The sequence below is a fragment of the Nitrosopumilus sp. genome (assembly GCF_025699125.1).
Lineage (GTDB): Archaea > Thermoproteota > Nitrososphaeria > Nitrososphaerales > Nitrosopumilaceae > Nitrosopumilus.
Genome location: NZ_JAILWC010000001.1, coordinates 199,933 through 224,002, shown reverse-complemented (window position 1 = coordinate 224,002; position 24,070 = coordinate 199,933). Strand labels below are relative to the sequence as shown.

The following is a 24,070-nucleotide window of genomic DNA, read 5'->3' as shown; positions in this document are numbered from 1 at the left end:
ATGCAATATTTTTATTACAATTAGAATTTGTAGAATCAAATGTCTGAATCAAACACACCAAATGTTGTTGGAATCAATGTTCTAAAACAAAATGGCCTTGATGTCGATGAATTGTTAAAGGAGCTAATCAAGAATGCAGCAGTAGAGTTTACTGCATACTATTACTTTACCAATCTAAGAGCGCATTGTACAGGCCTAGAAGGAGAAGGACTCAAAGGAATTATCGAGGATGCAAGATTAGAGGATCTCAGCCACTTCGAATCATGCCTGGAAAGAATCTACCAATTAGGCGGAGCCCTTCCAAATGACGCAACAGAATTCATCAAAATGTCAGGTTGTGAATTCCTGCAGCTTCCAGCAAACCCAACTGATCACAAGGCAATTCTAGAGAAATGTCTCAAAGCCGAACAGGGTGCAATTGTCAACTGGAATAAAATTTGCCTGATGACAATAGGAAAAGATCCTGCAACATATGATATTGCAAAAGATATCTTAGCTGAAGAGATTGAACACGAGTCTTGGTTCTTAGAGTTAATCTATGGACGACCATCAGGACACATGAGAAGAAAATATTCTGGTGAAAGACCACACACTAGAAAACACTCTAGAGCACTCGATATGGCTTAAGGCCAAATCATTTTCTTTCTTTGAAATTACAAATTTGTGATTTTATTGACGACAAGTTGTGAAGATGCGTTGTTTTATCACGGTTAAATAGAAAAATCACTCATTTAGAATATGGTAAAACAGATTAGTTTGGATGCCTGGCAAATCCAACAATTATCAGATCTGCTTGAAAAGGGTTCCAGCATTGTTGCAAAGACAAACAGACCAATTGTCCTCTACAGACAAACTCTTGAAGAAGAAGAAGAATCCTATGAAGAAATTGTGTGTACTCTTACCAACGGATATGTCATAGAACAAATGGTAACGTCCGGCGGAGTTTTAGTTCCAAGCTTTCATCAACAGTTTGTATTTACAATTGAAGAATATCCTGAAGAATTATTGAGAAAAAGTAAAGATCGCTTTTTAGAAATGATTGATTTTCTTGAAGAGCAATTAAAATAGCATCATAGTTAATAAAGACCGTAAATTTCATGATTCTTGCATGCAGTTATTAGAATTTCAAGCCAAAGAACTATTTCGAGAATATGGAATCAATTTACTTCCCAGTATTTCATCTACAAATATAGAAGAAGGGAGAAAACATGCAAAAGAATTAGGATATCCATTTGTAATTAAAATCCAAGTGCCAGTAGGCGGAAGAGGAAAGGCAGGAGGCATTCAAAAATGTCAAAACGATGATGAATTTGAATTAAAATATCCTCAAGTAATGGATTTGACAATAAAGGGAGAAAAAGCAAGAGCGATTTTGCTTGAAAAAATGGCTGACATCAAAAAAGAGTTGTATTTATCACTATTTTTGAATCGCTCAAAGAGATGCTACACAATTATTGCATCATCTGAGGGAGGTGTAGAGATTGAATCAGTAAAAAACCAAATCATTAAGGAAGTGGGGTTGGGTGATGTTTCAGACGATCTTGCCAGAGAAGTTGCAAAAGAGATAGGATTGCAAGGAAATACAGCAGAGCAGTTTGTAGATACACTAAAGAAATTATCAAAACTCACCATTGAAAAAGAAGCAGAGTTGGTAGAAATTAATCCTCTTGCAATCATGCAAGATGATTCAATCATGGCCCTTGATGGCAAATTTGTAACAGATGACAACAGCAACTTTAGGCACCCAGAATTACAAAAATATCAAGAGAAGACAAAAATTGAAGAACAGGCGGAAAAAAGCGGATTTTCTCTAGTAGAATTAGATGGAGATATTGCAGTTGTGGGAAACGGTGCAGGACTAGTAATGTCTACACTGGATATGCTATCAGACAATGGGGGAAAGCCAGCATGTTTCTTAGATGTTGGCGGCGGTGCAACTACAGAATCAGTTTATGAAGCATTGACTTTGATTAGTAAATTAAGCAGAGTCAAAGGAATCCTAGTAAACCTCTATGGAGGAATTGTAAAAACAACAGTAGTGGCAGAGGCGTTTCTCAAAGCTTATGAAGATAATTTAATCGACTTGCCAGTATTTGCAAGACTAAAGGGAACTGAATCAGATAAAGCAAAAGAGATGTTGCAAGGTTCCAGAACCAACATATTTGATTCAGTTGAAGGGGCAATCAATGCTGCAGTAATGGGAATAAAGAAATGACAGACATTTTTGGATTACTAAAAGGAAAACCTGGAGAACCAGACTATGAGAAAAAAGGCGTGATAGTTCAAGGGATTACAGGATCGTATGGTTCGCTACATGCAGCAAATATGATGGCATATGGAACAAATGTAGTAGCAGGAGTTACTCCGGGCAAAGGAGGCCAAACATGGAATGATAGCGTACCAATTTACAACACAATGCAAGAGGCAGTTGATAAAACAAATGCAAAAATTTCAATTATTTTTGTTCCAGCTAAATTCTTCCTGGGAGCCGCCAAAGAAGCTCTGGAAGCAGGAATCAAATTACTAGTTGCAATTCCAGAACATGTTCCAATCAGAGACACAATGGAGACGCTAGAATTAGCAAATAAAAAAGGAGCAGTGGTGATAGGGCCAAACACTCCAGGAATAATGATTCCAGAATTAATCAAAATTGGAATTATGCCACCAATGCCATTCAAAGCAGGAAAGATTGCAGTATTATCAAAAAGTGGAACCTTACTTTATGAAATTTCAGATGCGTTAACCAATGCAGGGTTTGGTCAATCAATCACCATCGGAATTGGAGGAGATCCGATTAATGGAACAAGATTGATTGACGCCTTTGAAATGGTGAAAGACATTCCGGACTTGGAAGGAATGGTAGTGGTTGGGGAAATAGGCGGAGACTCGGAGGAAATTTTAGCTCAAAGAATTATGGATAGTGGATTTAACAAGCCCACCGTAGCATACATTGCAGGAAGAGCGGCCCCCAAAGAAAAGAGAATGGGACATGCAGGTGCAATAGTAATGGGAACGTATGGGTCAGCAGAGTCCAAGATTTCAATGTTTAACAAGGCAAACATCCCTGTAGCAAAAAGACCTGCCGAAGTACCAGTATTATTAGCAGGAAAAATGGAAAAATCCGATTAAAATAAAAGAGAGAGATTCAGGAGTCAATTAAATGCCCATTACAGACCCAGAAAAGAAACGAATTGCACAGCAAGCCCGTCTCGTCATGAGAATTTGCTTCAAATGCGGATGCAGAAACGATATTGGCGCATCACGATGTAGAAAGTGCAGAAATCCATACTTGAGATTAAAGAATAGAAATCTGGGCGTAAAGAAATAGGACTAAAAATTCATCAATCTTTGTCGATAACTTACAATGGCAGATTTTAATTCGTTATTGTATTTCATGATAAATGATTTAGCAGATTCGGGATTGTCAAGTTCCTCCAAGTATAATTGAAGATCATCGGGCAATTGATCATTCATTTGATAAAGAACTTTAGCTGCCTCTACATACTGTCCTAAATTATCGGCATAGTCGTATGCCAATTTCATTCTGTTAATTAACGCATCAAATTCTTGAAGGGACATGAGTGTTATTCTCAAAATCAGTAGAAAAGGTCAAGGTAATAACAGTATAATGACAAAACCTAAAGACAAAAAAACTCGTCTTTTAGTAGATTCGTTGGACCGGTCGTCTAGTTTGGTTTGGATGACGCACTCACACTGCGTAAGGAATTTTTTCCCGCAAAGGTCGTGGGTTCAAATCCCATCCGGTCCATCCCTCTAGTGTCCTTTTTTAAGTTCCACGACGTTAAAGAGTGAGAAATTGAATCTAAATAGATCAGGATATTAATAAATTAAAAAATCGAATGTCGTGTCAAATGAAGAGTTAATAAAAAAATTCTATCATGCTTTCAAAAACAAAGACAAAGAGACCTATCTTGCTTTGTGTGACGAAAACATTGAATGGCAGTTATCAGAAGGTATGCCAAACGGGGGAAGGTTTGTAGGCAAAGATGCGATTTTCAAAGAATACTTTCCAAAAATGCTATCAAACTTTAAAGAATTTCATGCAACACCAGAACATATTTCAGATATGAAAGATCATGTTATGGTAACTGGCAAATATCATGGAATCTCAAAAAAGGGCAAATCATTTGAGACTTCTTTTTCACATGTATATCATATCAAAGATAACAAAATAATTCAATTCAGGCAGTTTACAGATACTGAGAAAATTAATGAAGCAATCAACTGATTACACATCAGTTTGAAAATAGAATCTTAATAGATTAGTTCACAATCTTTGAATTTTTCTTGAATTCTTCCTTTTGTCTTTCCAATTCATCTGCAACTTCATCACCAAAATCAAAGTCACATGAATTGTGCAGATCTACCTCAATACACGCAGTTACAAAATCATTGATTGATTCTCCAACAAGATTGCATCTTTCTCGTAATTCTTCATGCAAGTCATTTGGTATACGTGCAGAAACAGTTCTAGACATTTGTTTACAGCAGTATACAGTTGTTTTAGGTTTTAAGGACTGTCAGAGTTGCGGAACTGTGAAGATTTGGAATAGCATCTCTATCCGCAGCTAAGTGCAATAATTGGACTAAGAATAATAGAATTCATTAAATGAATTCATGAATGAAGTTCCTGCTTCTGTTTGTAATAATTTGTTATCCCCCAAACATCATTACTTTTACAGACTAAAGATATGAATTTACTCCAAAATGGAAAGTGAGATGTTTGATTTTTAACACTAGTTTTATCTATTATCCGTTAATATTCAAAAACAATGGCATTTTGCATTCAAAATTATTTTGCAGTTATTGTAGTAATTTCTGTGGTGTTATATGTTGTTGTATTTGATCTGTCATATGCTGTAGTTTTTCCTGTTTTTGATTTTGAGTTTGGTCAGTCCGGAACTGGTAATGGGGATTTTAAAACTCCCGAAGATGTTGTGTTTCATGCAAATAACATCTACGTGGCAGACACCAGCAATCATAGAATACAAAAGTTTGATTCTACAGATCGTGAAACTGGAGATGTTGTAATCCAACTGACAAATGACGCAAGTGCAGACGGATACACAGCATACACTACAGCAATAGCAGACGAATCAAACCACCAAATGCTAAAGGCAAAGATTACAGTGTATGATATTGACAGGCTATCGGATGTGGATCTTTCCACAATAGTCAGGCACGAGATGGGACATGCTTTGGGACTTGCTCATTCTACTGCACCAGAAGATCTGATGCATCCTGTAATAGGTACTGATTATCCGTATATCTCTGAGTGTGACCTTGATGCAATAGTTTCATTGTATGATGGCAGTCAGAATAGTCAGGTGATATGTGAGAAATAAACCTAAATCAGACCAGAATAATCATAAAAACAATTGATGATGCAATGATAATTCCAACAACAAATATCAAAAGTCTAGTTTTCATTTTCTACTCCCAGATACTTTCCAACAGATTTCCATTCACAACCAAGATTTAGAAGTACATGAGTGTCATTTGTATATCTTAGAGGGTTTGCCATTCTTTCTTGTGGAGAATCATTTGCGCAACTCTCTAAAACTGCCAATACTTGTTGCATCGAATCAATATCCAAAACCATTTCACCAGTATTTGGATTCTCTATGTATATCGGATCTATTTTGTAAGCTTGGGTATTTTCAGAAAAGGGATGTGAATAGACAACAGGTTTTGAATTAACTACTGTAAACTCCATCCCCACTGTGGGGCTAGAACATTTTTTTGAAAAATGGGTATGGTGTTAAACCAAGGGAGGAAATGAATTGTACGTTAAGTTTGACGCTCTTAATTTCAAATATTCCTTTGATGCACATAATATTTTGTGAATTAAATAAAAAGGAAAAGACACTATGCCAATCCTATTTGCTTCATGAATTCCAGATTATCCCAGAACAAGTATTCCTCAGTCATGACGCCATTTTCCCAGTAACCAACTGTAGCCATGTTAAGTTTGTAAGATTTTCCAGTAGGCTGAACAACAGTTCCATCAGGCAATTGCATAGGTTCAGTAAAGGTTCCCTCAATTACCCCAATCACACTTGTCCAAGGTCCAGATGCAATCTTGATAGGATGTTGTTCTATTCTAGTATCAGGGGCCCAAACAAACATTGCTTTCAAATCTTCAATGTGTGGTTCTATTCCAGTAGTTGTACGACCATCAGGCCAGTGTACAATAATATCACTTGAGTGGCTTTCATGCAATCTATCCCATTTCTGGTTTGTAAACACATCAAAATCCAATTCATCAAATGTTTTTAGATGTTGTTTAGAAAGGAGTTCTGCAGTTTGGAATTTTGTTAGTTCATCTTCATGGTGTGCATCATCCATATCAGAATGATCATCTTTGCTCATTTTATCGAGCATTTTCTCTATGTGTTTTAGAAGTTCTGGTACATCCATTTGACTCATCTTTTCAATTTTCTTATCATGGTGTTCAGACATCATAGACTTCATAGAATCAATCATCTCCATTTTACTCATAGATTTCATTTGTTCTAACAATTGAAGATGTCTTTCCTTCATCTTGTTTTCTCCTTCATGTGAGGATTCACCGTGTTTTGCTTTGTCTTCACCGTGTTTTGCTTTGTCTTCATGTGAGGATTCACCGTGTTTTGCTTTGTCTTCATGTGAGGATTCACCGTGTTTTGCTTTGTCTTCATGTGAGGATTCACCGTGTTTTGCTTTGTCTTCAGAAGATTTTACTTCAGAACATAATTTATCGCCACAAACTTTCTTCGAACTAGTTTCAGGCAAAGGATTTCCTTGTGATTTTGCAGCATCAGCTGTCTCTAAAAGATCAACGGATGTTACAACAGCAACTGTCAGAAATAGTACGATACTGAATGCTACTGTAAGTTGCGTATTCATTAAATTTTGATTGGGTTTTTCACATATAAAGAAACAGATATTTTTATGATCTGGTTTTCAATGATGACAATTGTCTAATCTAGTTACATAAGATATTCCCAGTAATCGGTATAATGGGAACAAAACTTTCTCGCCGTGTTTTAATGGCTATGTTGATAGTAGGGTTATCTGTTGCTGTAATTTTTACAATTACTCCATGGAATTGGATCCCAATTCAAGTAACTGAGGATGTTACAGTTATTGCAGTTACCGAAGATGGGTGTGTCGCAGAATCTCAATACGGAACTAGTGTAGTTGTATCTGAATGTAATGCAAAAGTAGGAGACATAGTATCTGCCACGTTCTACATTCCTTCAAGTGAGATCAACGAGTTCTATGATAAACAACAGCAAAAAGTTGAATTAGTTCAACCAGAGTCCTAATTTTTTTCTCAGATACTAATTCTTTTAAAAATTCATCTATTACTGTTCTGTCAATTTTTTCAATGGTGTTTTTTCCTATTAAATTTGTAGTACATATGTATGATTTCAATAAAGATTTGTGGATAAAATATTCATAATATACATCAATTAACAAATTAGGATTGTCTAACGATGTTAGATAAATTAGTGGTATGATGCTATTTCATTTTTTGATATTTCTTCTTTAAATTCTAATATATCATTTGAGATATCTCTGGTATTCCTTTGTGTAGCGCTTTACAAACCACTGGAGAAATACCTTGTCATCCTTTTTGACTTGTGACCTTTCCAACGCATTGTAGTAGCTGTTTCTGTTCTCGTATGGAATGTCAAACAGAGGATATTTTTTCCTGTTTAATACAAAGTTCATTACAAGTCTTGTGATGCGACCGTTTCCGTCTCCGAAAGGATGTATTGTTACAAGTTTCAGATGTACAAGCGCTGCAAGTTCTACAGGATGCAGGCAGTCCTTGTTCTTTTTGTACCACTTGAAAAACTCCGTAAGCATTGGATACACCTCAATAGATGAAGGTGGAATGAACTTGCTTCCGCCTATTCCCACTTGATATTTTCTTATGTTTCCTGCAATGTCGGGTTTTGTCTTGTTGAAAAGAGCCCAGTGCCAATCAAGCATTATTTGTAGCGTAAAGTCTTTTTTGAATTTTAGAATCTCATAGAATAGATTCCTATGTGCTTCTGCCTCTTGCACGTCCCTCATAGGCTTGCTTTTTGGAGTGATTCCTTTTTCCAGAAGGTCCGCAGTCTCTCTTCTTGTAAGAGTAGAGCCTTCTATTCGCTGTGTATCGTATGTAAACTGCGTTGCAAAGTTTTGCAGGTTCTTTTCTTTGATGGATTTGGGCAGACTTTTTTCTTCTTTGGAAACGATATTCCTGATTTTGTCTATGTCTGCATACCAAACCTCTTCGCGTATCTCGTCAACAAATTTTTTTTTGATTTTATCGATGCCGGACGGGATCTTTCTTCCAAGATACTTTTCCTTCTTCTGGACCTTCTTGCCTTCCCGTATGCTGTGTTCTAGATAGTAGTAAGCCTTGCCTTTCAGCATCTTCTTCTTTATTCTTACCATGGTATTTAGTTACCCCTACATATTTATATAATTTTTATTTTTGATGAAAGTGTAGGGGTAAAGGAAAAAAATAGATGAGTAATATCAATTCATTTTTGAAAAAATAAAAAGAATAAGAATATTGAAAGCGTCCCAGTCGCTTTGTTTTTATATTAAAACATACCATAGTATACCAGAGTATACCATGGAGCAAAGCACAATCAAACTTTCTAAAAAGATAAAAAATGATCTAAAAAAACAGATGAATCATCCAGGCGAAACCTACGAAACAGTAATTGCAAGACTGCTAAAAAACTCACAAGAAGACGACGTGCTAAGCCCCGCAATCATCAAAAATATTGAGGAAGGGGTAGCAGACATCAAAGCAGGACGTGTGTATACATCTGAGCAAGTAAAAAAAAGACTGGGCCTAAAATGATATGGCATGGCAGGTCATATGGTCGGAAAAGTCTGTAAAACAGCTAGAAAAAATAGACAAGAAAAAGGCACAAAGAGTTTATGATGCAGTGTTGGATTGTACACAAGATCCATTCAATATTGTACTAAGACTGACAAATTCACCATTTTACAGACTGAGAGTAGGAAACTACAGAGTTATTTTGGATCTGCAGCAAAGTAAAATGATAATCTTTGTAATCGAAGTCGATCATAGAGGAAGAGTTTACAAAAAATAAAGAAAAACAAAATTGTAAAAAGAAAATAGCATTATTATTTCATAAAACTTCAGCCATTGTGATCAATCCAAAAAATTCGAAGTTTGAATAACAAACTATGGGGTTTTTTCCACAGAAATCTCTGAATCGGGTCTGAATTTGTGCCAGAGCATGCCCAGAATAGTTGCAACCGACACCCAAAACACACTAACTGCAACAACTGACATTGCTCTGAATCCATTTACCAAATCCATCGGAGCAGTTACTTCATCGGGATTTGCAGGCATTAATGCAAAAACAATCCCAATGAATGCAACATATCCAACAAATGCCAAAACCTTGGCATTTTTCTTTAGACGTTTGTACACTTGATAAAACCCAATTACTCCAAATCCAGAAATTGCAATAAATGATAGATAGAGTATTGCTCGCAACACTACAGTTTCAGCATCTCCAACAGTGGGAGGATTTGCAGGATATTTCAAAAATGGAATCAAGTATATTGAAAGCCACATGATTCCTGCAAGAACAAATGATTTTTGCAAGTCAGTCTTTCCCGGTAAAGAATTTCTAGACAAAGCATAAACAATTCCAAATAATGCGCCAATTGATGTTCCTAGTATGGCACCAGCCAAAACTTGTCCACCTTTCTGCCAGTCACGGTAACTATTGTATTCAACCCAGAATTGCGGTGTGTCTTCTTCTTCACCGGATGCAAACAGATTCTGGTTTTCAATCCCAATTGCTTGATCAAGATAGGGTTCTACTATTGCAAGGTTTGCCATTCCATGAAAGGTTCCTGCAATTGCGCCAGATACCAAGACAATTGCCAAAAAGAGTACAGTTCTCATAATTCATCTAGTGACAAGGAAATCCTGCTGCATGGCGCATGTCATGTGTAAGTTCATGTATGTACAGGTCTTCGTATGCCTGCTCCCCTAACACAACACTGAAGATATGTCCCTGATCATAACCTACAACAAACAATCCTACTACAAAGATCATAGCTAAAAGTGCAATTGCAAATACTGGAACCTTGGATTTTGAAACCATAATCCCAGTAGGAAGTGACAACAAAATGACATGGAATGTGATATACTTAAACTATAGGATGGTTCATCCAATTTATATATTCTAGGCGTGAAATAGAGTCTATGCAGCAACAGATCAAAACATTGCAAAAAATAACATCCAGAAAAAGAACAAGTAAATCTTTGACATTTAGTATACCACACGTTCTAAAGTCAATTTTGCTGTTGTCAAAACAAAAGTATGTAAGCAGAGCGACTTTGTGCGATGAACTGCACATGGGAGAAGGGGCAGTAAGAACATTGATTTCATATCTCAAAGAATATGAATTTGTAGATTCGATAAAAGCAGGAACGTTTCTTACAACAAAGGGTAAAAACTTTGCAAAAAAGTTTCAAGAGGCAATGCCATATCAGAGTTTTTTGAAAAAATGCTGCCTTACAAATGGAGATCACAATTGTGCAATAATTCTTAGAAAAGAACACGTCTCAAACATAGGAAATGGAATGCAGCAAAGAGACTATGCAATTTTGTACGGGGCAGATGACGCTTTGACTTTGAGATTCAAGAACGGGGAATTTGTTTTTGTAGGAGATGAGGTGGTATGTTTTGCAGACGAATCAGAAATAAAAGAGAATTTGATTGAGGCATTGCATCCAAGGAACAATGACATCGTCATCATTACATCATCTAATGACAAATTTGTAGTTGAAATATCTGCAATCAATACTGCGTTGTGGACATTAGGATCACAAAAATAGCAATATCAAAAGATGAATGATTTTGAACAATCTTAAAAGATAAAATATCTAAAATTCAAAAGATGCACAAAAACGCCATTTTAAATTAAAAGACTAGTTAAAATGAGCCAAGATCATACATATTCCATGAAAGCCAAGTTTAACGGCAAATGTGTAGAGTGTGGGGAATCGATCAAAGTTGGCAAAGAGATATCAAAAAACTCCCAAGACAAATGGGTTCACAAAGCATGCTCAGATCTAGAAGAAGAACTGCCATAAGTAAACAAATCAGTAACAAATTTTTTAAATAACTTTGAAAAATCACAATTAAATGAATTTGAAATTCAAAGTATTTTTGATGGCATCCATCATAGCAGTCTTATCTATAGGAATAATTCCAGGAGATATTTCTGCGGAAACCAACCAAAATAGGGTGACAGTAACTCCGATTAACGAAGAGATTAGTTTGCAAAAAACGGTAGCTACGATGAACATACCAGAAGATAACAAGCTTCCATGGGGTTTTGTAAAAGGCGCACCATCAGAATATGTTGAAAGATATCCAGTAATCATTCAGTTTTACAGTGGTGAGGATCCAGTGCACTTTGCGCAAGTCGACGTAAAAGGAGACGGTTCATTTGAATACAAATTTCGAGTCAGAAATATGGATTCAAGCACAGGCGAATTTGTAAACATCTTTGAAGGAGAATATACAGTGAAAATCTTCAGAGTAATTCCAAACTCCAATGATTTGGTATAAAATCAAGAGTTCCTCATATCAAAAATTATTTTGATTTTGTAAGAATCTAAAAATCACATCTCATGTGTACAAAAATTGAATGAGAGATTTTTTGTTAAATTCCAACTTGTGAATTCACAGAATTCATATATTGAATGAATAGTTGAAGAGCTAGAAAATGAGCAAGAATTTTTGGCACGATATTGAATCAGGAAACGATATTCCCGAAATAATTAATGTGATAGTTGAGATTCCAAAAGGTTCTATGAACAAATACGAATATGACAAAAAACACAACATGATAAAATTAGACAGAGTTCTTTTCTCACCTTTTCATTATCCAGGAGATTATGGGTTAATACCTCAAAGCTTATCTGATGACGGAGATCCGCTTGATGCATTGGTACTAGTAACAAATTCCACATATCCAGGAATCCTAATCGAGGCAAGACCTATTGGATTACTGCAAATGAAAGACGACGGAAAACTAGATGATAAAATAATTTGTGTTGCCACAAATGATCCTAGATATTTACACACCACAGACATTTCAGATATCGAAGATCACTACCGTTCAGAAATTGCCCACTTTTTCCAGGTATACAAAGACTTGGAGGGAAAAAAAGTAGAGATACTAGGGTGGAAGTCTGCAAAAGAAGCAAAGATTGTCATTGTTGAATCGATTAAAAGATACAAAGATACTTTGAAAAAATACTAACATGCCAAAAAAATGCGAACATTTCTTACAAGAAAAAGATGTTTCTCCAAATACTGTTAGTTGTGAAGAATGCGAAAAAGAGCACTTGCCAGTGGTTGCGATTAGGATGTGTTTGACATGTGGGCATGTTGGATGCTGTGATTCATCAATGGGAAAGCATGCAACTAAACACTTTGAGGAAACAGGACACCCAGTTATGAAGGCAATCCCAAATGATATTTGGAAGTGGTGTTATGTTCATAAAGAATACTACTAATTCATCAAATCAATATTTACTCAAAATGTATTATAACCAAAAATCATGGGGGTTAATTAAGAGATGGTGATTTTTAATTGATCGTGAATAAAAAAAAATGGGCATGGTATGCACTCATTTTTTCAATAATTCTTTCAATACTAATCATCACAATTGAGATATACAGTATAGAAGAAGAAAACATCAAAACATCAATAACAGAAAATCAAGTCAAAATTCAAGAAATCATTGCAAAATCAATATCCAAAAATATTTCATCAGAGATTGAGTTAATCGTATTTGAGCTAGGAGAGTTGGCTGAATCAGAGGAATTACAAAAAGATATTGGAACAGTGGAGTCAAGTCAATTAATTGCGCATACATTTAGTAGACTGAACTCTATTTCTCCTACGGCGCAAATTCTGGCATTAGATGGAAATTTTACAGTTCAGTCCCAAGTGAGTAAAACTCACAACTCATTTGTGGGTGCAACAGTCAAAGGATTATCAGGATTAATAAATTCTGAGAAAAATAGCTCACAGTCAGAGCCCGCAATACTTTCAATCGACACCCTTCTTTTTGACGAGCCAGAAATAGCAATCACATATCCAATAATAGACGAAGAGACAAAAATGCCCAAAGGGCTCCTTTTAGTAACATTCGCATCAAGTGAATTTTTCAAGAGACATGGAAACATCTATGATGTTGAATCACAGTTTTTGATGGTCATGGATGAGAATCATATTTTGTTAATTGATCCCAGTACTGAAAATATTGGAAAAAATTTCTTTGATGAAGAAATTCAGCAACAAATAGGCAACAATTCTTTTTCCAACAACCATATCAAAAATGTGCTTCAGGGCAATCTAGCTACGGCGATTTTTACTTTAAATGACGATATTGGGGAGAGAATAATCACTGGAATTCCAGTCGTAATCAATGATAAAATTGAATTCATGTTTGCGGTAGTAACTCCCACCCAATCAATTAACAAAGAGATTGACGAGATTATTTTTTACACAAAAATTCAAACTGTTTTTTTGTTGTTAGCAATAATAGTTGTACTGTTAGCATTTTTGCTAAAACGATCACAGAGTTTTAAAAAAGAAAAGCTGACAGTAATAGGACAGCTTTCATCAAACATTGCTCATGACATACGAAACCCATTAGGAACAATAAAAAATGCAGGGGTGATCATAAGCAAAGAAAATAACGACAAAAATGAAATTATTTCAAGGGAGATAAACAGAATAAATCTATCAGTACGACGCATTTCACACCAGATTGAAGAAGTGTTAAACTATGTAAGAACAACACCGCTAATTCTTAAACCACATTCAATCAATCAAACACTATACGAAGCAATCAACACATTAACTGTTCCAAAAAACATCGACATCAATACTCCAAAAAACGACATGACCGTAAATTTTGATCATGAAAAAATACTCATAGTGTTTGTAAATATCATTCTTAATGCAATTCAGTCAATTGGAGATGAAAAAGGACATATCAATATCAGCACGCAGGAAACCGAATCAGACATCATAATCAAATTCGAGAATTCTGGCCCCAACATACCATTAAAGGATCTAAAACATATTTTTGACACCTTATTTACAACAAAACTAGAGGGTACAGGATTGGGGTTATCTAGTTGTAAAAACATAGTAGAACAGCACAAAGGAGACATAAAAGCCACCAACAATCCAGTAGTATTTTCAATCAGGTTGCCCAAATGACTCGCCGAAAAATGACTTGTAACAAACAATTGGGGATAGGACAATGACAAACACGCAAATTCTTCTCGTTGATGACGATGCTCAATTTTTGGAGGCTACGGAGTATATGCTAAAATATGAAAATTATGATGTAGTAACTGCAAAAAACGGCGAGGAGGCCATCAGAAAATACAACGAATCTCACCCATACATAGTACTGATGGATCTCAAAATGCCAATAATGAATGGATATGACGCGTTTTTTAAAATAAAAAAAGAGCATCCGGATGCAAAGATTGTATTTACATCTGCATATGCAATAAATAATGAAGAATTTGAAAATGCACAAAAATCAGGACTGTTTGGTCTACTAACAAAACCATTTGATTTGAATGAATTGAAAAATTTGATTTCATCAAAAAACTAAATGCTATCTTATTTTGGATTTTTTTAAAACAGCGTATCTTTCATGGTAATATTTAATGGAATCTCTGAAAAAAATTAGAAACCATTTTTTTAATTTAGGATCATCTTGGAAAATAGGATTCAAACTTTCTATACCTGTATCATTGTTATTTCCCATTGGGCGATATAACAAATTTACATAAAACCAGTATGAAATTTGCTCTGCTAGATTTTCTTCAGTAATATTTTCAAAATTTCTTTGATACTTCAAGTGTACATATGACATCAATTCATAAAATGGAATTTCACGTCTTACTTGAATTTGAGGATTATCTGCAAGCAATCCGTTTGCCAACAATTTGATTCCATATACTCTGTCACCGATTTTTGTTTTTAGATAATCCCATTTTCCAAAAACTTTGGGCAACACTTTAGAATATTTTTTAGCGATTTTGTCTATCTCGTTGTTACTAAGATCTAAAACATCAATGCAATACAAAATTCCATATAATGACAATCTGTATTTGTCAGCGATTCCAGTTTTGAGACTTTTCCCATCTTTTATCGCAAGACCTAAATTTAATATTCCATCGGAATGTTTTCCTTTGTCTTTTCTACCTACAAGTAATCGTCTGTAAATTTTTTCTCTTTCACGTAATTTTGTAATGTCATCAGGAATAGAGATTTTAGCTAAATCCCAAGTAGTAGAAGATTCATTTACGCTCATTACTTTTAATAACTTCTGAACATTTTGTTGGTGCTTACTCAAGGATGATTTCTTTTGATTAGGATGGCCGTAATGAGCATGAGCATTTGGACGAAGATACAGTTTGTAATTTTGTAAATTTCCAAATGTAGGATCATCTAAAGGCATACCGATATACGGTATCTCTTGTTATATATAACTCAACCTCAATTATTTCATGAAACAGCAAATCACACACAATTGGCAACACTCGCCTACTGAAATTCAGGTAGCAAGCAGTCCTGTAAAAGCAGTGTCAAAATCCTTGCATCATGCCAAGACGCCTACTTTCTCCACTGAGGATTTGATGGGGCTAACATGGACTCTGTTTGAGGAGAGATACTAAGAATGCAGACACAATGTTTTTTTCCAAATGTCTGGATTGTGTGTAACAAAATGCCGACCCATTTTGTTATGTTGCATCGCCAAGATTGTGTTGAGGAGATGATTAAATGAAACCTGCCAAGAAATTCCCCAAAGGTAGATTTTCATCTTCGCTGTGGAATCACATCGAACAAATCCAAAAATCAGATGGCATTGATACTCATTATGAAAATGAGATAATGCTAAATGATTTGGATTTGTTTGTGAATCAGAAAAAATCAAGAAGAGGCCAACTAAATAGATGTGGGGCAGCAGCATGAATGTAGTTTCAAAATATAGCATTCAGAGAAATGGTAAAACAAGAAAGAGCTTGTCAGCATCATGTATTTTTGTAATGATGCTGAGCATGTCTGTCCCTTTGTTTGATGCTACTGTGTTTGCAGAGTCAACTCAAACTACGGTGACAAGGATTGATGATGAAACAAGTCTTGAAAAGACCACACTCTCCATGAATATTCCTGAAACAAATACACTTCCGTGGGGAACAATCAAAGGCAAAGTGAATGATCCTTCGCAAGGATATCCGGTAATAATTCAAATCTTCAAACCAGATGAAGACGTCCCTATTCATGTTGCACAGATAAATTTGAAAGGAGATCATTCCTTTGAATACAAGTTCCGACTGCTGTCAATAGACGAAGGCAACATCACCCGTTTTTTTGAAGGCGACTATAATGTCAAAATCTTCAAGGTGATAAACACCCCAAGAGATAATCTAGATTCGGTCTAGATTATTTCATCTATTTTTTATGATTCTACAGAACATACGACAGAGATTGGTTGATTCGATTATGATTTGGGCAAATATCTGCTAAGATATGCATAATTGAACTGTCAGTTCATTGTTCTGAGCTGCCTCTCAGTATCCCGTATAAAGTCCTCATATTTCATTATCTGGGTAGTCATACGAAAAGCATTCATTTGATCCTCGTTTACTTTTGAGCCTAAGAGAGGTTTTCTCAGTTCCATTAATCGTTGTTGTTCTTCTGTTGCCTTTAGAATGTCATTTCTGAGATCTTCTCTTGTTGCCACACATAACATACGTAAATTTGGGATTTAAGAATTTCACACATATTGATTTTTTAATAGTTACAAAAGTACATTGATGATGGCAGAGTATAAGCTTGAAAAATGGGATCTGTCAGAATTGGCAAAAAACCCAAAAAGCCGGGAATTTCAAAAACAGATTCAAGAATTGGAAAAACAATCAGAAAAATTTGAAAAAATTAAAACAAAATTAGATCCCAAAATGTCATCGGAAAAATTTATGAATATCTTACATCAAGTTGAAGAAATTTCTGAGAAAATGAGTAAAATCGGTGGATATGCATCATTGTCCTATTCATCAGACACACAGTCAGATGAGGCAACATCACTTATGACAAGAATGTCAAAGTTAGGTTCTGAGATTTCAAACAAGATTTTATTTTTTGATTTATGGTGGAAAACTCAAGTTGATGAAAAAAATGCAAAGCGACTTATGAAAAATGCAGGTGAGATAACAGAATACCTATCACACAAGAGACTAGTTGCAAAATATGCATTGAGTGAGCCTGAAGAGCGAATAATCAACACGTTAGACGTCACTGGAATATCAGCACTAGTAAAACTCTACGACAAGATCACAAATGCCTATGAATACAAAATGAAGATAGGAAATAAAACAAGAAAAATGACAAGGGAAGAACTTACCAATTATGTTCGAAGCACAAATTCAAAAATTCGTGAAACAGCTTACAAAACAATTCTGACAAAATATACTGAGAACAAGGGAGTGATCGGCGAAATCTATCAAAATATTGTTCTGAATTGGAGAGACGAAGGGATAGAGATTAGAGGATACAAATCCCCAATCTCAATGCGAAATATTGGAAATGATGTAGATGATAAAACTATAGAATCGCTTCTTGCAGTATGCAGAAAAAACTCCCCAGTATTTCAAAAATTCTTTCTTCAAAAAGCAAAGATGCTGAGGATGAAAAAACTGAGAAGGTATGACTTGTATGCACCCGCAGCTTCCAACATTAAAGAAAAAAATTATTCGTACAATAGTTCTGTAAAACTTGTTTTTGAATCTCTAGGAAGATTCAGTGAGACGCTAGAAGAGTTTGCAAGAAAAGTGTTCAATGAGAATCACATCGATTCCTCAGTAAGACAAGGAAAAAGAGACGGTGCATTTTGTAGTACTCTTACTCCAAAAATCACACCATATGTTCTAGTGAACTTTACAGGAAAATCAAGAGATGTGTTTACTTTAGCTCATGAATTAGGTCATGCAGTTCACAGTCAAGCAGCACAGGATAGGTCCATCCTTGTTCAAGACGCACCGTTGCCCTTAGCTGAGACAGCGTCCACATTTTCGGAATTACTGCTATATGATAATTTATCAGACAAAATTTCTAATGATGAGAAAAAGATCATGCTATCAGAAAAAATAGATGATCTGTACGCAACAATTCTCAGACAGTCATTTTTTACAATTTTTGAAGTAGATGCTCATGAGCAAATTGGCAAAGGCACTACAGTCGATGAGATTTCAAAGACATACATGAAAAACCTTAAAGAGCAATTTGGGAATTCGGTAAATCTTTCAGAAGACTTTGCAATAGAATGGAGTTGCATTCCACACTTTTATCACACACCATTTTACTGCTATGCATACTCTTTTGGCAATTTGTTGGCATTGTCTCTATTTCAAAGATACAAAAAGGAAGGAAGGGATTTTGTTCCAGCATACATTGAAATTCTTGCTGCCGGTGGTTCTAAAAAACCAGAAAAACTTCTCTTGGAGCATGGCTTTGATATCAGATCACCAAAGTTTTGGCAAGAGGGATTTGATTATGTCAGAGACCAGGTTAAAACACTTTCATCATTAAACTGAATTTTAGAATAAATGGGGCTGACAGTCCAACGCATGGACTGCCAGCTTGTTCCCCGAACGGTTTGAATTCGATGTCACCATCCAAAAATAAATAATCTGATTTAAACGTTTGAAGTTATTTTAAACCCATTTTTTTGGTTTGATCTTTCTAATTGTACCAGCAAGAATGCCAATTGTAAATCCTAATTGGTAAAGAAAATACAAGAGAACCTCAAATGTACTAGGAGTAAGATCTGTGAGTCTGCTCAAGCCAGTAAGTATCAGTAAAAGAATACTGGAAAATAAAACAAATATTTTGAGCATCCCATTAAGATTTGTAAATTTTAAAAGAACAAAAGTCATCACAGTTACAGAAATTGCCAGGATGGTAAGAAATCCGGTATTCATTCCAAAAATCAAAAAGAGAGAGGATGCAATATCGCCAGTATTGGCAGCAGGCAAATTGAACAGATCAATTTTTTCAGGAGATGCAAAACGCGGAACGCTCAAAATGGCATTTACTAAAAATAAGATAAACAGTGTAATAGATACTGTCTTGACATGATTTTGAAGACGCGGAAATCGCACAAGAATAGAACGTCCAATGATAATTCCCTGAATTATGCCAACTACAAAAACTCCCAAAACGGCAATTAATTGTATTATAGGATCTTTGAAAATATCAACAAGAAAAGGGATTAGTGCCATTACCAGTTAGATATCGCAATAATGAGAATATTATCTAATAGATATACAATATTTTCAACAAAAAAGTATTCCAATTTTAAGAGTAGAAAATCCACTAATGAGTAAATTTTATAATTTCCTTATTATTTGGAACACCATGCAAAAATGGTTTTATTTATTTGTCATATTCACCTCTTTTGGAGTTGCAACAAACTATGCCTATTCTCAAGAAATGAGTCTTGCAACATTTCAAGAAACGGCACAAGTCATCATAGACAAAAGCATATCTCAAAATGTAACTGCATCAATAACATTACAAAGTACAAGCATTCAAGAAATAAAGATACCAGCTGAATTAGAACAGAGAATACGAGAAAACGGAATGATTTCAGCAGTTACAGTGACTAATCAGAATCAGTGTGTGTTAGGAGTAAATAATGAATCATGTATTTTGATTAATGTAAAGAGAAATCCCGATGATAAAAATTTCGTACAAATTCAGAATTCAACTCTTCGAATTGCAGGACAGTTTATAGATGAAATTAACGAGGTCTTTGATACAAATGCAAAACTTCATTCCACATTTATCCACAGTAGTGATGATGCAAGTGTGGCACTTGAAACGTCAGGAGTGATTTCAGGCAGAGGAACTATTTCTGCAGTGTATACGATGCCAATGGAAGACACAGATTCGATGTATGAAAAAATATCTGCAATTTTAATTCCTAAAATAATTAGAGACTCGGGAGGATTTTACGATGTTGCAAGAAATCTTTCAACTCAAGAAAATTCAAAAATGACATTCTCAATCATACCAGCTGAGAACAAGTCATTGCTTCAGTTAAGATTATCAATGAATTACCCAAATGCAGCACCAGAAATTAATGAAATCAGCCCATTGGAATTTTTAAAGACGGATGAATTGAAAAGATCAGATTATTTCTCATTAGGATTTTATCCTCTTAATTCAATATTTCAAGTAGTCATATTATCCAATGAAGAAACCAAAGTTTCAGATGTCAAAGGAGACATTGCACCAACACAGATTATCGGGGATGAAAGAATTCCAACAGACATCACAAAGAAAGGATGGGTTTTTGATCCGCAAGAAGGGGAAAGAATCCAAGGAAAATACATTTTCGGCAAGGACACAACCATCACTAAAAAAGAATTAGAATTTTCGCTTGGCGGAGAAGAATTCAAATCCAAACATCAAGAAAAACTAGATGTTGATGAATCAGTAATCGTGGTAATCATAATCACAATAGTTGCAATTGCAGCTGCAATATTTTATCTCAAAGGCTACAGAAAATAATTACAGCAAGAGAACAGCTGCGGCAAAAACAGTAGTCCATTTTCCATCTTTATCGCCTTTTGTGGATTGTGTGATATTTTTTGTGTTGTAGATTTTGCCTGAAATTGACCACTGTTGTCTTTTTTCATCCCAGTTTTTGTCAACGTCAAAAGGAATACCTAAAGAAGAGGCCAACATTTGCGCTGCAATATCTTCTGCATAATCACCTGCCTGTGTCTCATTTTGACCAAATGATTCGTATTCAGACAGATAACCATATCTGCTGTTATCCTTAGGCAATGCAATACCTACAGAAGCGGCGCACATTCTATGTGGCTCACGAGTCTGATTCTTTGAATAAATTGTAAACAGTATCTGTCCAGGACTAATTTGTTTAAGGCCTTCTTTTCGTGAGATTAGTTTTGCTTTGGGTGGAAAAATACTAGAAATCAATACCAGATTGGTTCCTGCAATCCCTGCATCTCTAAGGGCATATTCAAAACTTGTTAGTCGGTCTTCATGAACTCCTTTTCCTTTTGTGAGAAATAATTTCTTTGCAACTAAATCAAGCATTTATGAATTCATGAAAGATAGTTATTATTTATACTTTAATTGGAATGGTAAATTTTTAAAATAATATCTGAGATGTTTAAGCCCAGGACCTAATCGCTTTTTCTTTTCTTTTTTCTTTTATCAGGAGCTTTTTGGACTTGAGTCAAAAAGATGAACGTAAAGAAAGCCCCTAACCCTACATTGATGAGAGCCATAAAAGTAATCATCACAGTCATGGAAGGAGGCGCAACAGCTAATCCAATAACAATTCCCACAATTCCTGTTGCATAAAACATCATCATCAGAACCTTAACTCTTGTCGGTTCAATGTATCTCATAACGTGTATCAAAATACGACATTATTATAAACTGACGGTCAAAGCAACCAGATTACGACTTTGGATAGTCCATTGGTTAATCTCGGTAACATTTTAAACCTGAAAAATTTCATTTTCCATTGTGCCAATGTAGCTCAGCCTGGTTAGAGCAGCTGATTTGTAATCAGCAGGTCGTGGGTTCGGATCCCGTCATTGGCTCTTAAACTTCCTTGAATCAGATAATTTTCAGAGACAATACGAATAAGTATGATGGATTTTGGAATTAATCAAAATGAGCTCTAATGATTCAGAACTTAACGAAAATAGCAAAAACATTGCAGTAAAAAAATCAACATTTAATCTGTTAATTATTGGGTTAATTGCCACAGTAGGGATAGCAGCATTTTTTGCTGGGTCTTATGTTTCCAACTTTAATCAAATTACAGATGAAGAACTTGAAGAGGCAATTGCAAAATTAGAATTAAAAGTATTGCAAAATCAATTACCAACAAAACAACCTTCCCAACAGGTAAAAATTTCAGCAGATAATGATCCAATTATTGGAAATCCAGATGCGCCAATTACTATAATTGAATTTTCAGATTTTCAATGTCCATTTTGTGCAAGATTCCACACTCAGACACTCCCATTAATTCTTGAGCAATATATTGAACAAGGTAAAGTCAAACTGGTTTTCAGAGATTTCCCCATACAGAGCATTCACCCAAATGCGTTACCTGCATCTGTTGCTGCAGAATGTGCAAATGAGCAAGGAAAATTCAGAGAAATGCACGACATGTTATTTGATAATCAAAATCAATGGAACAAACAAGAAACTGTAGATGCACTTGCTTTGTTCAGTAATTATGCAATGGAAATTCAATTAAATCAAGAAATATTTGATTCATGTCTCACTAGTGGCAAGTATATCGAAGAGATCAGAAAAGATCTTGATGACGGAAGAGATTATGGAGTTTCAGGTACGCCTGGATTTTTTGTTGGAAATGAAAAAATTGGATTTGTGGAACTAAAAGGAGCACAACCATTTGATAGTTTTAAAAAAATTATTGATGCTCAATTAGATGCATAGAAAATAACAAGCGTTTATTAGACCTTTAGCGACATTGTAACTATCGGAATAATGACGTCTAAGCAATGAGCTTTTCGTCATTGCTTAAGAGAAGAAAATAAAATGACAAAATTTACAGAATTAGGATTAAAAGATGAGATACTGAAAGGGATTAAGGAGCTTGGGTTCGAGGAAGCATTTCCAATTCAAGAAGCAGTTATTCCAGTACTTCTTTCAGGAAGAGATGTTGTAGGACAAGCACATACAGGATCAGGAAAAACTGCAGCGTTTGCATTATCAATGTTACAAGAGATTCAGCCAAAAAACGGCATTCAGGGATTGATTATGGCGCCTACAAGAGAACTTGCAATGCAAATTAGTGATGAAATTAAAAAATTTGGGAAATTCACGGGAATTAAAGTAGCAACAGTCTATGGAGGTCAAGGAATGGGAATACAGCTAGATGCTCTTCACAGAGGGGTGGAAATTGTCGTAGCCACTCCAGGTAGACTAATTGATCATCTCAAGAGAGGATCAATTGAACTCCGAGATATCACCCATATTGTCCTAGATGAGGCTGACACAATGCTCGATATGGGTTTCGTTGACGATATTTCATTTATTTTAGATTTAGCTCCAGAAGATAGAGTGATGTCATTGTTTTCAGCAACAATGCCTACCGAGATTTTAAGACTGTCTGAAGAATATCTAAAGAACCCAAAACAATTCTTATTGGATGCAGATGATCTTAGTGGAGAAGGAATTGATCAGTCATTTTTAGTAATTAAAGACCGAGATAAATTCAAGTATCTAATTGATTTTATCAAACAAACAAAAGGCCAATCTATTGTATTTTGTTCAACAAAATATAGAACAAGGGACGTGGCAAAGTTTCTCCATCAAGAAAAATACAATGCCGTAGCAATTGAAGGAGACATGTCACAACATAGAAGAGAGCAATCCATGGGCAAATTCAGAAGTGGAAAAGCAGACATTCTGGTTGCAACAGATGTAGCATCAAGAGGAATTGATGTTCCAAGAGTAGAATTGGTTGTAAATTATGATGTGCCAAATCAAGAGATGGCTTATTTCCACAGAATTGGAAGAACAGCAAGAGCAGGTGCATTAGGTAAAGCAATCACATTTGTTTCATATTCATCAGTAGGAGATTGGAATCTAATCAAACGTCAAATCAAAGTTCCTATTAGAGATTTAAACCAAGAAATGGGAATCCAAATATCCATTCCAGATCCTCTAAAAAGACAAACTCCTTCAAGAAGATATGGCGGTCAATCAAGATCTAATTATTCTAGAGGAGGGCGTTCTGGAGGATACGGAAGATCGGATAGAAGTAGAAACCCCAGAGATGACAGAGGCGGGAGAAAACGATACGGCGATAATGATAACAAAAATAGCTACGGCGGACGTAGTAGATGGTAATACTGCAAAACTTAAAGACTTGAAC

Annotated in this window: 36 protein-coding genes and 2 tRNA genes; 26 read left to right on the top strand and 12 right to left on the bottom strand. The window is 35.4% G+C overall.

Translation table 11 applies throughout. From position 1 onward, the window contains the following. The first annotated feature begins 39 nt into the window (after nucleotides 1-39). From dps to K5783_RS01370, 5 genes are all read left to right on the top strand, one after another. The gene (gene dps / locus K5783_RS01390) at nucleotides 40-627 is read left to right on the top strand and encodes a DNA protection during starvation protein (protein WP_109876633.1); all 588 of its coding nucleotides are present in this window, start codon (nucleotides 40-42) and stop codon (nucleotides 625-627) included. Between the two features lie 111 nt (nucleotides 628-738). Beyond that, nucleotides 739-1,068: a hypothetical protein gene (locus tag K5783_RS01385; protein ID WP_297471783.1), complete on the top strand. Its 330-nt coding sequence runs from the start codon at nucleotides 739-741 to the stop codon at nucleotides 1,066-1,068. 40 nt (nucleotides 1,069-1,108) lie between these two features. Beyond that, entirely contained in the window at nucleotides 1,109-2,215 is a 1,107-nt protein-coding gene (locus K5783_RS01380; protein WP_297471782.1) for a succinate--CoA ligase subunit beta, read from the top strand. Beyond that, a complete protein-coding gene (locus K5783_RS01375) occupies nucleotides 2,212-3,129 on the top strand; it encodes a CoA-binding protein (RefSeq protein ID WP_297471781.1) in 918 nt (305 codons plus the stop codon). The genes K5783_RS01380 and K5783_RS01375 overlap by 4 nt, the downstream gene beginning before the upstream one ends. Before the next feature lie 31 nt (nucleotides 3,130-3,160). After that, nucleotides 3,161-3,328, top strand: coding sequence for a 50S ribosomal protein L40e (locus K5783_RS01370; protein ID WP_008299211.1), 168 nt, complete (start codon nucleotides 3,161-3,163; stop codon nucleotides 3,326-3,328). Nucleotides 3,329-3,330: 2 nt separating this feature from the next. Here the strand turns inward: K5783_RS01370 and K5783_RS01365 are convergent, their stop codons facing one another. Further along, nucleotides 3,331-3,579 carry a hypothetical protein gene (locus K5783_RS01365; protein WP_109876629.1) on the bottom strand — a complete coding sequence of 83 codons (249 nt, stop codon included), beginning with the start codon at nucleotides 3,577-3,579 and terminating at the stop codon, nucleotides 3,331-3,333. 96 nt (nucleotides 3,580-3,675) lie between these two features. On the opposite strand from K5783_RS01365, the gene K5783_RS01360 reads away from it, so the two are divergent. Beyond that, nucleotides 3,676-3,769, top strand: a tRNA-Val gene (locus K5783_RS01360). A 96-nt stretch (nucleotides 3,770-3,865) separates the two neighbouring features. Continuing rightward, nucleotides 3,866-4,249, top strand: coding sequence for a nuclear transport factor 2 family protein (locus tag K5783_RS01355; protein WP_297471780.1), 384 nt, complete (start codon nucleotides 3,866-3,868; stop codon nucleotides 4,247-4,249). 34 nt (nucleotides 4,250-4,283) lie between these two features. Here K5783_RS01355 and K5783_RS01350 read toward each other — a convergent pair whose 3' ends face one another. Beyond that, a complete protein-coding gene (locus tag K5783_RS01350) occupies nucleotides 4,284-4,499 on the bottom strand; it encodes a YlcI/YnfO family protein (RefSeq protein WP_297471779.1) in 216 nt (71 codons plus the stop codon). Between the two features lie 294 nt (nucleotides 4,500-4,793). Here K5783_RS01350 and K5783_RS01345 point away from each other — a divergent pair, with 294 nt between their 5' ends. Then, nucleotides 4,794-5,366: a matrixin family metalloprotease gene (locus tag K5783_RS01345; protein WP_297471778.1), complete on the top strand. Its 573-nt coding sequence runs from the start codon at nucleotides 4,794-4,796 to the stop codon at nucleotides 5,364-5,366. 74 nt (nucleotides 5,367-5,440) lie between these two features. Here K5783_RS01345 and K5783_RS01340 read toward each other — a convergent pair whose 3' ends face one another. Together K5783_RS01340 and K5783_RS01335 are read right to left on the bottom strand one after the other, a co-directional pair. Continuing rightward, the gene (locus tag K5783_RS01340) at nucleotides 5,441-5,737 is read right to left on the bottom strand and encodes a hypothetical protein (protein ID WP_297471777.1); all 297 of its coding nucleotides are present in this window, start codon (nucleotides 5,735-5,737) and stop codon (nucleotides 5,441-5,443) included. A 152-nt stretch (nucleotides 5,738-5,889) separates the two neighbouring features. Further along, the gene (locus K5783_RS01335) at nucleotides 5,890-6,909 is read right to left on the bottom strand and encodes an ester cyclase (RefSeq protein ID WP_297471776.1); all 1,020 of its coding nucleotides are present in this window, start codon (nucleotides 6,907-6,909) and stop codon (nucleotides 5,890-5,892) included. Between the two features lie 113 nt (nucleotides 6,910-7,022). On the opposite strand from K5783_RS01335, the gene K5783_RS01330 reads away from it, so the two are divergent. Continuing rightward, complete coding sequence (locus tag K5783_RS01330) at nucleotides 7,023-7,331, top strand: hypothetical protein (protein ID WP_297471775.1); 309 nt, start codon at nucleotides 7,023-7,025, stop codon at nucleotides 7,329-7,331. 238 nt (nucleotides 7,332-7,569) lie between these two features. Here the strand turns inward: K5783_RS01330 and K5783_RS01325 are convergent, their stop codons facing one another. Continuing rightward, a complete protein-coding gene (locus K5783_RS01325; protein WP_297471774.1) occupies nucleotides 7,570-8,457 on the bottom strand; it encodes a Fic family protein in 888 nt (295 codons plus the stop codon). Between the two features lie 184 nt (nucleotides 8,458-8,641). Between K5783_RS01325 and K5783_RS01320 the strand changes: the two genes are divergently transcribed. Further along, the gene (locus K5783_RS01320; protein ID WP_297471773.1) at nucleotides 8,642-8,875 is read left to right on the top strand and encodes a hypothetical protein; all 234 of its coding nucleotides are present in this window, start codon (nucleotides 8,642-8,644) and stop codon (nucleotides 8,873-8,875) included. 1 nt (nucleotide 8,876) lies between these two features. Continuing rightward, nucleotides 8,877-9,131 carry a type II toxin-antitoxin system RelE/ParE family toxin gene (locus K5783_RS01315; protein WP_297471772.1) on the top strand — a complete coding sequence of 85 codons (255 nt, stop codon included), beginning with the start codon at nucleotides 8,877-8,879 and terminating at the stop codon, nucleotides 9,129-9,131. Between the two features lie 95 nt (nucleotides 9,132-9,226). Here the strand turns inward: K5783_RS01315 and K5783_RS01310 are convergent, their stop codons facing one another. Together K5783_RS01310 and K5783_RS01305 are read right to left on the bottom strand one after the other, a co-directional pair. Continuing rightward, nucleotides 9,227-9,961 carry a CbtA family protein gene (locus K5783_RS01310; RefSeq protein ID WP_297471771.1) on the bottom strand — a complete coding sequence of 245 codons (735 nt, stop codon included), beginning with the start codon at nucleotides 9,959-9,961 and terminating at the stop codon, nucleotides 9,227-9,229. 7 nt (nucleotides 9,962-9,968) lie between these two features. Then, the gene (locus tag K5783_RS01305) at nucleotides 9,969-10,184 is read right to left on the bottom strand and encodes a CbtB domain-containing protein (protein ID WP_278975998.1); all 216 of its coding nucleotides are present in this window, start codon (nucleotides 10,182-10,184) and stop codon (nucleotides 9,969-9,971) included. An 80-nt stretch (nucleotides 10,185-10,264) separates the two neighbouring features. Between K5783_RS01305 and K5783_RS01300 the strand changes: the two genes are divergently transcribed. The 7 genes from K5783_RS01300 (at nucleotide 10,265) to K5783_RS01270 (ending at nucleotide 14,719) form a co-directional block, all read left to right on the top strand. Then, nucleotides 10,265-10,900 (top strand): DUF4443 domain-containing protein, encoded by a 636-nt coding sequence (locus tag K5783_RS01300; protein WP_297471770.1) that lies wholly within the window; start codon nucleotides 10,265-10,267, stop codon nucleotides 10,898-10,900. 102 nt (nucleotides 10,901-11,002) lie between these two features. Beyond that, the gene (locus K5783_RS01295) at nucleotides 11,003-11,158 is read left to right on the top strand and encodes a hypothetical protein (RefSeq protein WP_297471769.1); all 156 of its coding nucleotides are present in this window, start codon (nucleotides 11,003-11,005) and stop codon (nucleotides 11,156-11,158) included. Nucleotides 11,159-11,210: 52 nt separating this feature from the next. Continuing rightward, the gene (locus K5783_RS01290; protein WP_297471768.1) at nucleotides 11,211-11,639 is read left to right on the top strand and encodes a hypothetical protein; all 429 of its coding nucleotides are present in this window, start codon (nucleotides 11,211-11,213) and stop codon (nucleotides 11,637-11,639) included. A 157-nt stretch (nucleotides 11,640-11,796) separates the two neighbouring features. After that, nucleotides 11,797-12,336 (top strand): inorganic diphosphatase, encoded by a 540-nt coding sequence (locus K5783_RS01285; RefSeq protein WP_109876654.1) that lies wholly within the window; start codon nucleotides 11,797-11,799, stop codon nucleotides 12,334-12,336. Nucleotide 12,337: 1 nt separating this feature from the next. Continuing rightward, on the top strand, nucleotides 12,338-12,592 hold the full coding sequence (locus K5783_RS01280) for a UBP-type zinc finger domain-containing protein (protein WP_297471767.1): 255 nt from the start codon (nucleotides 12,338-12,340) through the stop codon (nucleotides 12,590-12,592). Between the two features lie 83 nt (nucleotides 12,593-12,675). Continuing rightward, nucleotides 12,676-14,313, top strand: a complete 1,638-nt coding sequence (locus K5783_RS01275; protein WP_297471766.1) for an ATP-binding protein — start codon at nucleotides 12,676-12,678, stop codon at nucleotides 14,311-14,313. A gap of 43 nt (nucleotides 14,314-14,356) precedes the next feature. Then, entirely contained in the window at nucleotides 14,357-14,719 is a 363-nt protein-coding gene (locus K5783_RS01270; protein WP_297471765.1) for a response regulator, read from the top strand. Nucleotides 14,720-14,722: 3 nt separating this feature from the next. Here K5783_RS01270 and K5783_RS01265 read toward each other — a convergent pair whose 3' ends face one another. Then, nucleotides 14,723-15,571, bottom strand: a complete 849-nt coding sequence (locus K5783_RS01265) for a hypothetical protein (protein ID WP_297471764.1) — start codon at nucleotides 15,569-15,571, stop codon at nucleotides 14,723-14,725. A 49-nt stretch (nucleotides 15,572-15,620) separates the two neighbouring features. Between K5783_RS01265 and K5783_RS01260 the strand changes: the two genes are divergently transcribed. The 3 genes from K5783_RS01260 (at nucleotide 15,621) to K5783_RS01250 (ending at nucleotide 16,556) form a co-directional block, all read left to right on the top strand. After that, on the top strand, nucleotides 15,621-15,788 hold the full coding sequence (locus tag K5783_RS01260) for a hypothetical protein (protein WP_160049205.1): 168 nt from the start codon (nucleotides 15,621-15,623) through the stop codon (nucleotides 15,786-15,788). A gap of 106 nt (nucleotides 15,789-15,894) precedes the next feature. Then, the gene (locus K5783_RS01255; protein ID WP_297471763.1) at nucleotides 15,895-16,086 is read left to right on the top strand and encodes a hypothetical protein; all 192 of its coding nucleotides are present in this window, start codon (nucleotides 15,895-15,897) and stop codon (nucleotides 16,084-16,086) included. Next, nucleotides 16,083-16,556 carry a hypothetical protein gene (locus tag K5783_RS01250; protein ID WP_297471762.1) on the top strand — a complete coding sequence of 158 codons (474 nt, stop codon included), beginning with the start codon at nucleotides 16,083-16,085 and terminating at the stop codon, nucleotides 16,554-16,556. The genes K5783_RS01255 and K5783_RS01250 overlap by 4 nt, the downstream gene beginning before the upstream one ends. Nucleotides 16,557-16,660: 104 nt before the next feature. Here K5783_RS01250 and K5783_RS01245 read toward each other — a convergent pair whose 3' ends face one another. Next, nucleotides 16,661-16,858, bottom strand: a complete 198-nt coding sequence (locus K5783_RS01245; RefSeq protein WP_278976006.1) for a hypothetical protein — start codon at nucleotides 16,856-16,858, stop codon at nucleotides 16,661-16,663. A 76-nt stretch (nucleotides 16,859-16,934) separates the two neighbouring features. On the opposite strand from K5783_RS01245, the gene K5783_RS01240 reads away from it, so the two are divergent. Then, a complete protein-coding gene (locus tag K5783_RS01240; protein WP_297471761.1) occupies nucleotides 16,935-18,707 on the top strand; it encodes a M3 family oligoendopeptidase in 1,773 nt (590 codons plus the stop codon). 120 nt (nucleotides 18,708-18,827) lie between these two features. Here the strand turns inward: K5783_RS01240 and K5783_RS01235 are convergent, their stop codons facing one another. Next, on the bottom strand, nucleotides 18,828-19,394 hold the full coding sequence (locus K5783_RS01235; RefSeq protein WP_297471760.1) for a hypothetical protein: 567 nt from the start codon (nucleotides 19,392-19,394) through the stop codon (nucleotides 18,828-18,830). A 136-nt stretch (nucleotides 19,395-19,530) separates the two neighbouring features. On the opposite strand from K5783_RS01235, the gene K5783_RS01230 reads away from it, so the two are divergent. After that, entirely contained in the window at nucleotides 19,531-20,688 is a 1,158-nt protein-coding gene (locus tag K5783_RS01230; RefSeq protein WP_297471759.1) for a hypothetical protein, read from the top strand. On the opposite strand, the gene K5783_RS01225 is transcribed toward K5783_RS01230, so the two are convergent. Both K5783_RS01225 and K5783_RS01220 read right to left on the bottom strand, forming a co-directional pair. Then, complete coding sequence (locus K5783_RS01225) at nucleotides 20,689-21,240, bottom strand: arginine decarboxylase, pyruvoyl-dependent (RefSeq protein ID WP_297471758.1); 552 nt, start codon at nucleotides 21,238-21,240, stop codon at nucleotides 20,689-20,691. A gap of 89 nt (nucleotides 21,241-21,329) precedes the next feature. Next, the gene (locus K5783_RS01220) at nucleotides 21,330-21,557 is read right to left on the bottom strand and encodes a hypothetical protein (RefSeq protein ID WP_297471757.1); all 228 of its coding nucleotides are present in this window, start codon (nucleotides 21,555-21,557) and stop codon (nucleotides 21,330-21,332) included. A 123-nt stretch (nucleotides 21,558-21,680) separates the two neighbouring features. Between K5783_RS01220 and K5783_RS01215 the strand changes: the two genes are divergently transcribed. From K5783_RS01215 to K5783_RS01205, 3 genes are all read left to right on the top strand, one after another. Further along, nucleotides 21,681-21,755: transfer RNA gene (locus K5783_RS01215), tRNA-Thr, on the top strand. Nucleotides 21,756-21,828: 73 nt separating this feature from the next. Continuing rightward, nucleotides 21,829-22,626 (top strand): DsbA family protein, encoded by a 798-nt coding sequence (locus tag K5783_RS01210; protein ID WP_297471756.1) that lies wholly within the window; start codon nucleotides 21,829-21,831, stop codon nucleotides 22,624-22,626. 102 nt (nucleotides 22,627-22,728) lie between these two features. Further along, on the top strand, nucleotides 22,729-24,045 hold the full coding sequence (locus tag K5783_RS01205; protein ID WP_297471755.1) for a DEAD/DEAH box helicase: 1,317 nt from the start codon (nucleotides 22,729-22,731) through the stop codon (nucleotides 24,043-24,045). Nucleotides 24,046-24,070: the final 25 nt, after the last annotated feature.

Excerpts from the sequence above, each read along its gene's own strand:
- K5783_RS01335 (WP_297471776.1), bottom strand. The coding sequence starts at position 6,909 with ATGAATACGCAACTTACAGTAGCATTCAGTATCGTACTATTTCTGACA.
- K5783_RS01365 (WP_109876629.1), bottom strand. The coding sequence starts at position 3,579 with ATGTCCCTTCAAGAATTTGATGCGTTAATTAACAGAATGAAATTGGCA.
- K5783_RS01250 (WP_297471762.1), top strand. The coding sequence starts at position 16,083 with ATGAATGTAGTTTCAAAATATAGCATTCAGAGAAATGGTAAAACAAGA.
- K5783_RS01300 (WP_297471770.1), top strand. The coding sequence starts at position 10,265 with ATGCAGCAACAGATCAAAACATTGCAAAAAATAACATCCAGAAAAAGA.
- K5783_RS01210 (WP_297471756.1), top strand. The coding sequence starts at position 21,829 with ATGAGCTCTAATGATTCAGAACTTAACGAAAATAGCAAAAACATTGCA.
- K5783_RS01260 (WP_160049205.1), top strand. The coding sequence starts at position 15,621 with ATGAAACAGCAAATCACACACAATTGGCAACACTCGCCTACTGAAATT.
- K5783_RS01295 (WP_297471769.1), top strand. The coding sequence starts at position 11,003 with ATGAGCCAAGATCATACATATTCCATGAAAGCCAAGTTTAACGGCAAA.
- K5783_RS01205 (WP_297471755.1), top strand. The coding sequence starts at position 22,729 with ATGACAAAATTTACAGAATTAGGATTAAAAGATGAGATACTGAAAGGG.
- K5783_RS01220 (WP_297471757.1), bottom strand. The coding sequence starts at position 21,557 with ATGAGATACATTGAACCGACAAGAGTTAAGGTTCTGATGATGATGTTT.
- K5783_RS01270 (WP_297471765.1), top strand. The coding sequence starts at position 14,357 with ATGACAAACACGCAAATTCTTCTCGTTGATGACGATGCTCAATTTTTG.
- K5783_RS01375 (WP_297471781.1), top strand. The coding sequence starts at position 2,212 with ATGACAGACATTTTTGGATTACTAAAAGGAAAACCTGGAGAACCAGAC.
- K5783_RS01330 (WP_297471775.1), top strand. The coding sequence starts at position 7,023 with ATGGGAACAAAACTTTCTCGCCGTGTTTTAATGGCTATGTTGATAGTA.
- K5783_RS01255 (WP_297471763.1), top strand. The coding sequence starts at position 15,895 with ATGAAACCTGCCAAGAAATTCCCCAAAGGTAGATTTTCATCTTCGCTG.
- K5783_RS01380 (WP_297471782.1), top strand. The coding sequence starts at position 1,109 with ATGCAGTTATTAGAATTTCAAGCCAAAGAACTATTTCGAGAATATGGA.
- K5783_RS01340 (WP_297471777.1), bottom strand. The coding sequence starts at position 5,737 with ATGGAGTTTACAGTAGTTAATTCAAAACCTGTTGTCTATTCACATCCC.
- K5783_RS01325 (WP_297471774.1), bottom strand. The coding sequence starts at position 8,457 with ATGGTAAGAATAAAGAAGAAGATGCTGAAAGGCAAGGCTTACTACTAT.
- K5783_RS01345 (WP_297471778.1), top strand. The coding sequence starts at position 4,794 with ATGGCATTTTGCATTCAAAATTATTTTGCAGTTATTGTAGTAATTTCT.
- dps (WP_109876633.1), top strand. The coding sequence starts at position 40 with ATGTCTGAATCAAACACACCAAATGTTGTTGGAATCAATGTTCTAAAA.
- K5783_RS01235 (WP_297471760.1), bottom strand. The coding sequence starts at position 19,394 with ATGGCACTAATCCCTTTTCTTGTTGATATTTTCAAAGATCCTATAATA.
- K5783_RS01290 (WP_297471768.1), top strand. The coding sequence starts at position 11,211 with ATGAATTTGAAATTCAAAGTATTTTTGATGGCATCCATCATAGCAGTC.
- K5783_RS01265 (WP_297471764.1), bottom strand. The coding sequence starts at position 15,571 with ATGCCTTTAGATGATCCTACATTTGGAAATTTACAAAATTACAAACTG.
- K5783_RS01225 (WP_297471758.1), bottom strand. The coding sequence starts at position 21,240 with ATGCTTGATTTAGTTGCAAAGAAATTATTTCTCACAAAAGGAAAAGGA.
- K5783_RS01285 (WP_109876654.1), top strand. The coding sequence starts at position 11,797 with ATGAGCAAGAATTTTTGGCACGATATTGAATCAGGAAACGATATTCCC.
- K5783_RS01230 (WP_297471759.1), top strand. The coding sequence starts at position 19,531 with ATGCAAAAATGGTTTTATTTATTTGTCATATTCACCTCTTTTGGAGTT.
- K5783_RS01315 (WP_297471772.1), top strand. The coding sequence starts at position 8,877 with ATGGCATGGCAGGTCATATGGTCGGAAAAGTCTGTAAAACAGCTAGAA.
- K5783_RS01385 (WP_297471783.1), top strand. The coding sequence starts at position 739 with ATGGTAAAACAGATTAGTTTGGATGCCTGGCAAATCCAACAATTATCA.
- K5783_RS01240 (WP_297471761.1), top strand. The coding sequence starts at position 16,935 with ATGGCAGAGTATAAGCTTGAAAAATGGGATCTGTCAGAATTGGCAAAA.
- K5783_RS01350 (WP_297471779.1), bottom strand. The coding sequence starts at position 4,499 with ATGTCTAGAACTGTTTCTGCACGTATACCAAATGACTTGCATGAAGAA.
- K5783_RS01370 (WP_008299211.1), top strand. The coding sequence starts at position 3,161 with ATGCCCATTACAGACCCAGAAAAGAAACGAATTGCACAGCAAGCCCGT.
- K5783_RS01280 (WP_297471767.1), top strand. The coding sequence starts at position 12,338 with ATGCCAAAAAAATGCGAACATTTCTTACAAGAAAAAGATGTTTCTCCA.
- K5783_RS01320 (WP_297471773.1), top strand. The coding sequence starts at position 8,642 with ATGGAGCAAAGCACAATCAAACTTTCTAAAAAGATAAAAAATGATCTA.
- K5783_RS01310 (WP_297471771.1), bottom strand. The coding sequence starts at position 9,961 with ATGAGAACTGTACTCTTTTTGGCAATTGTCTTGGTATCTGGCGCAATT.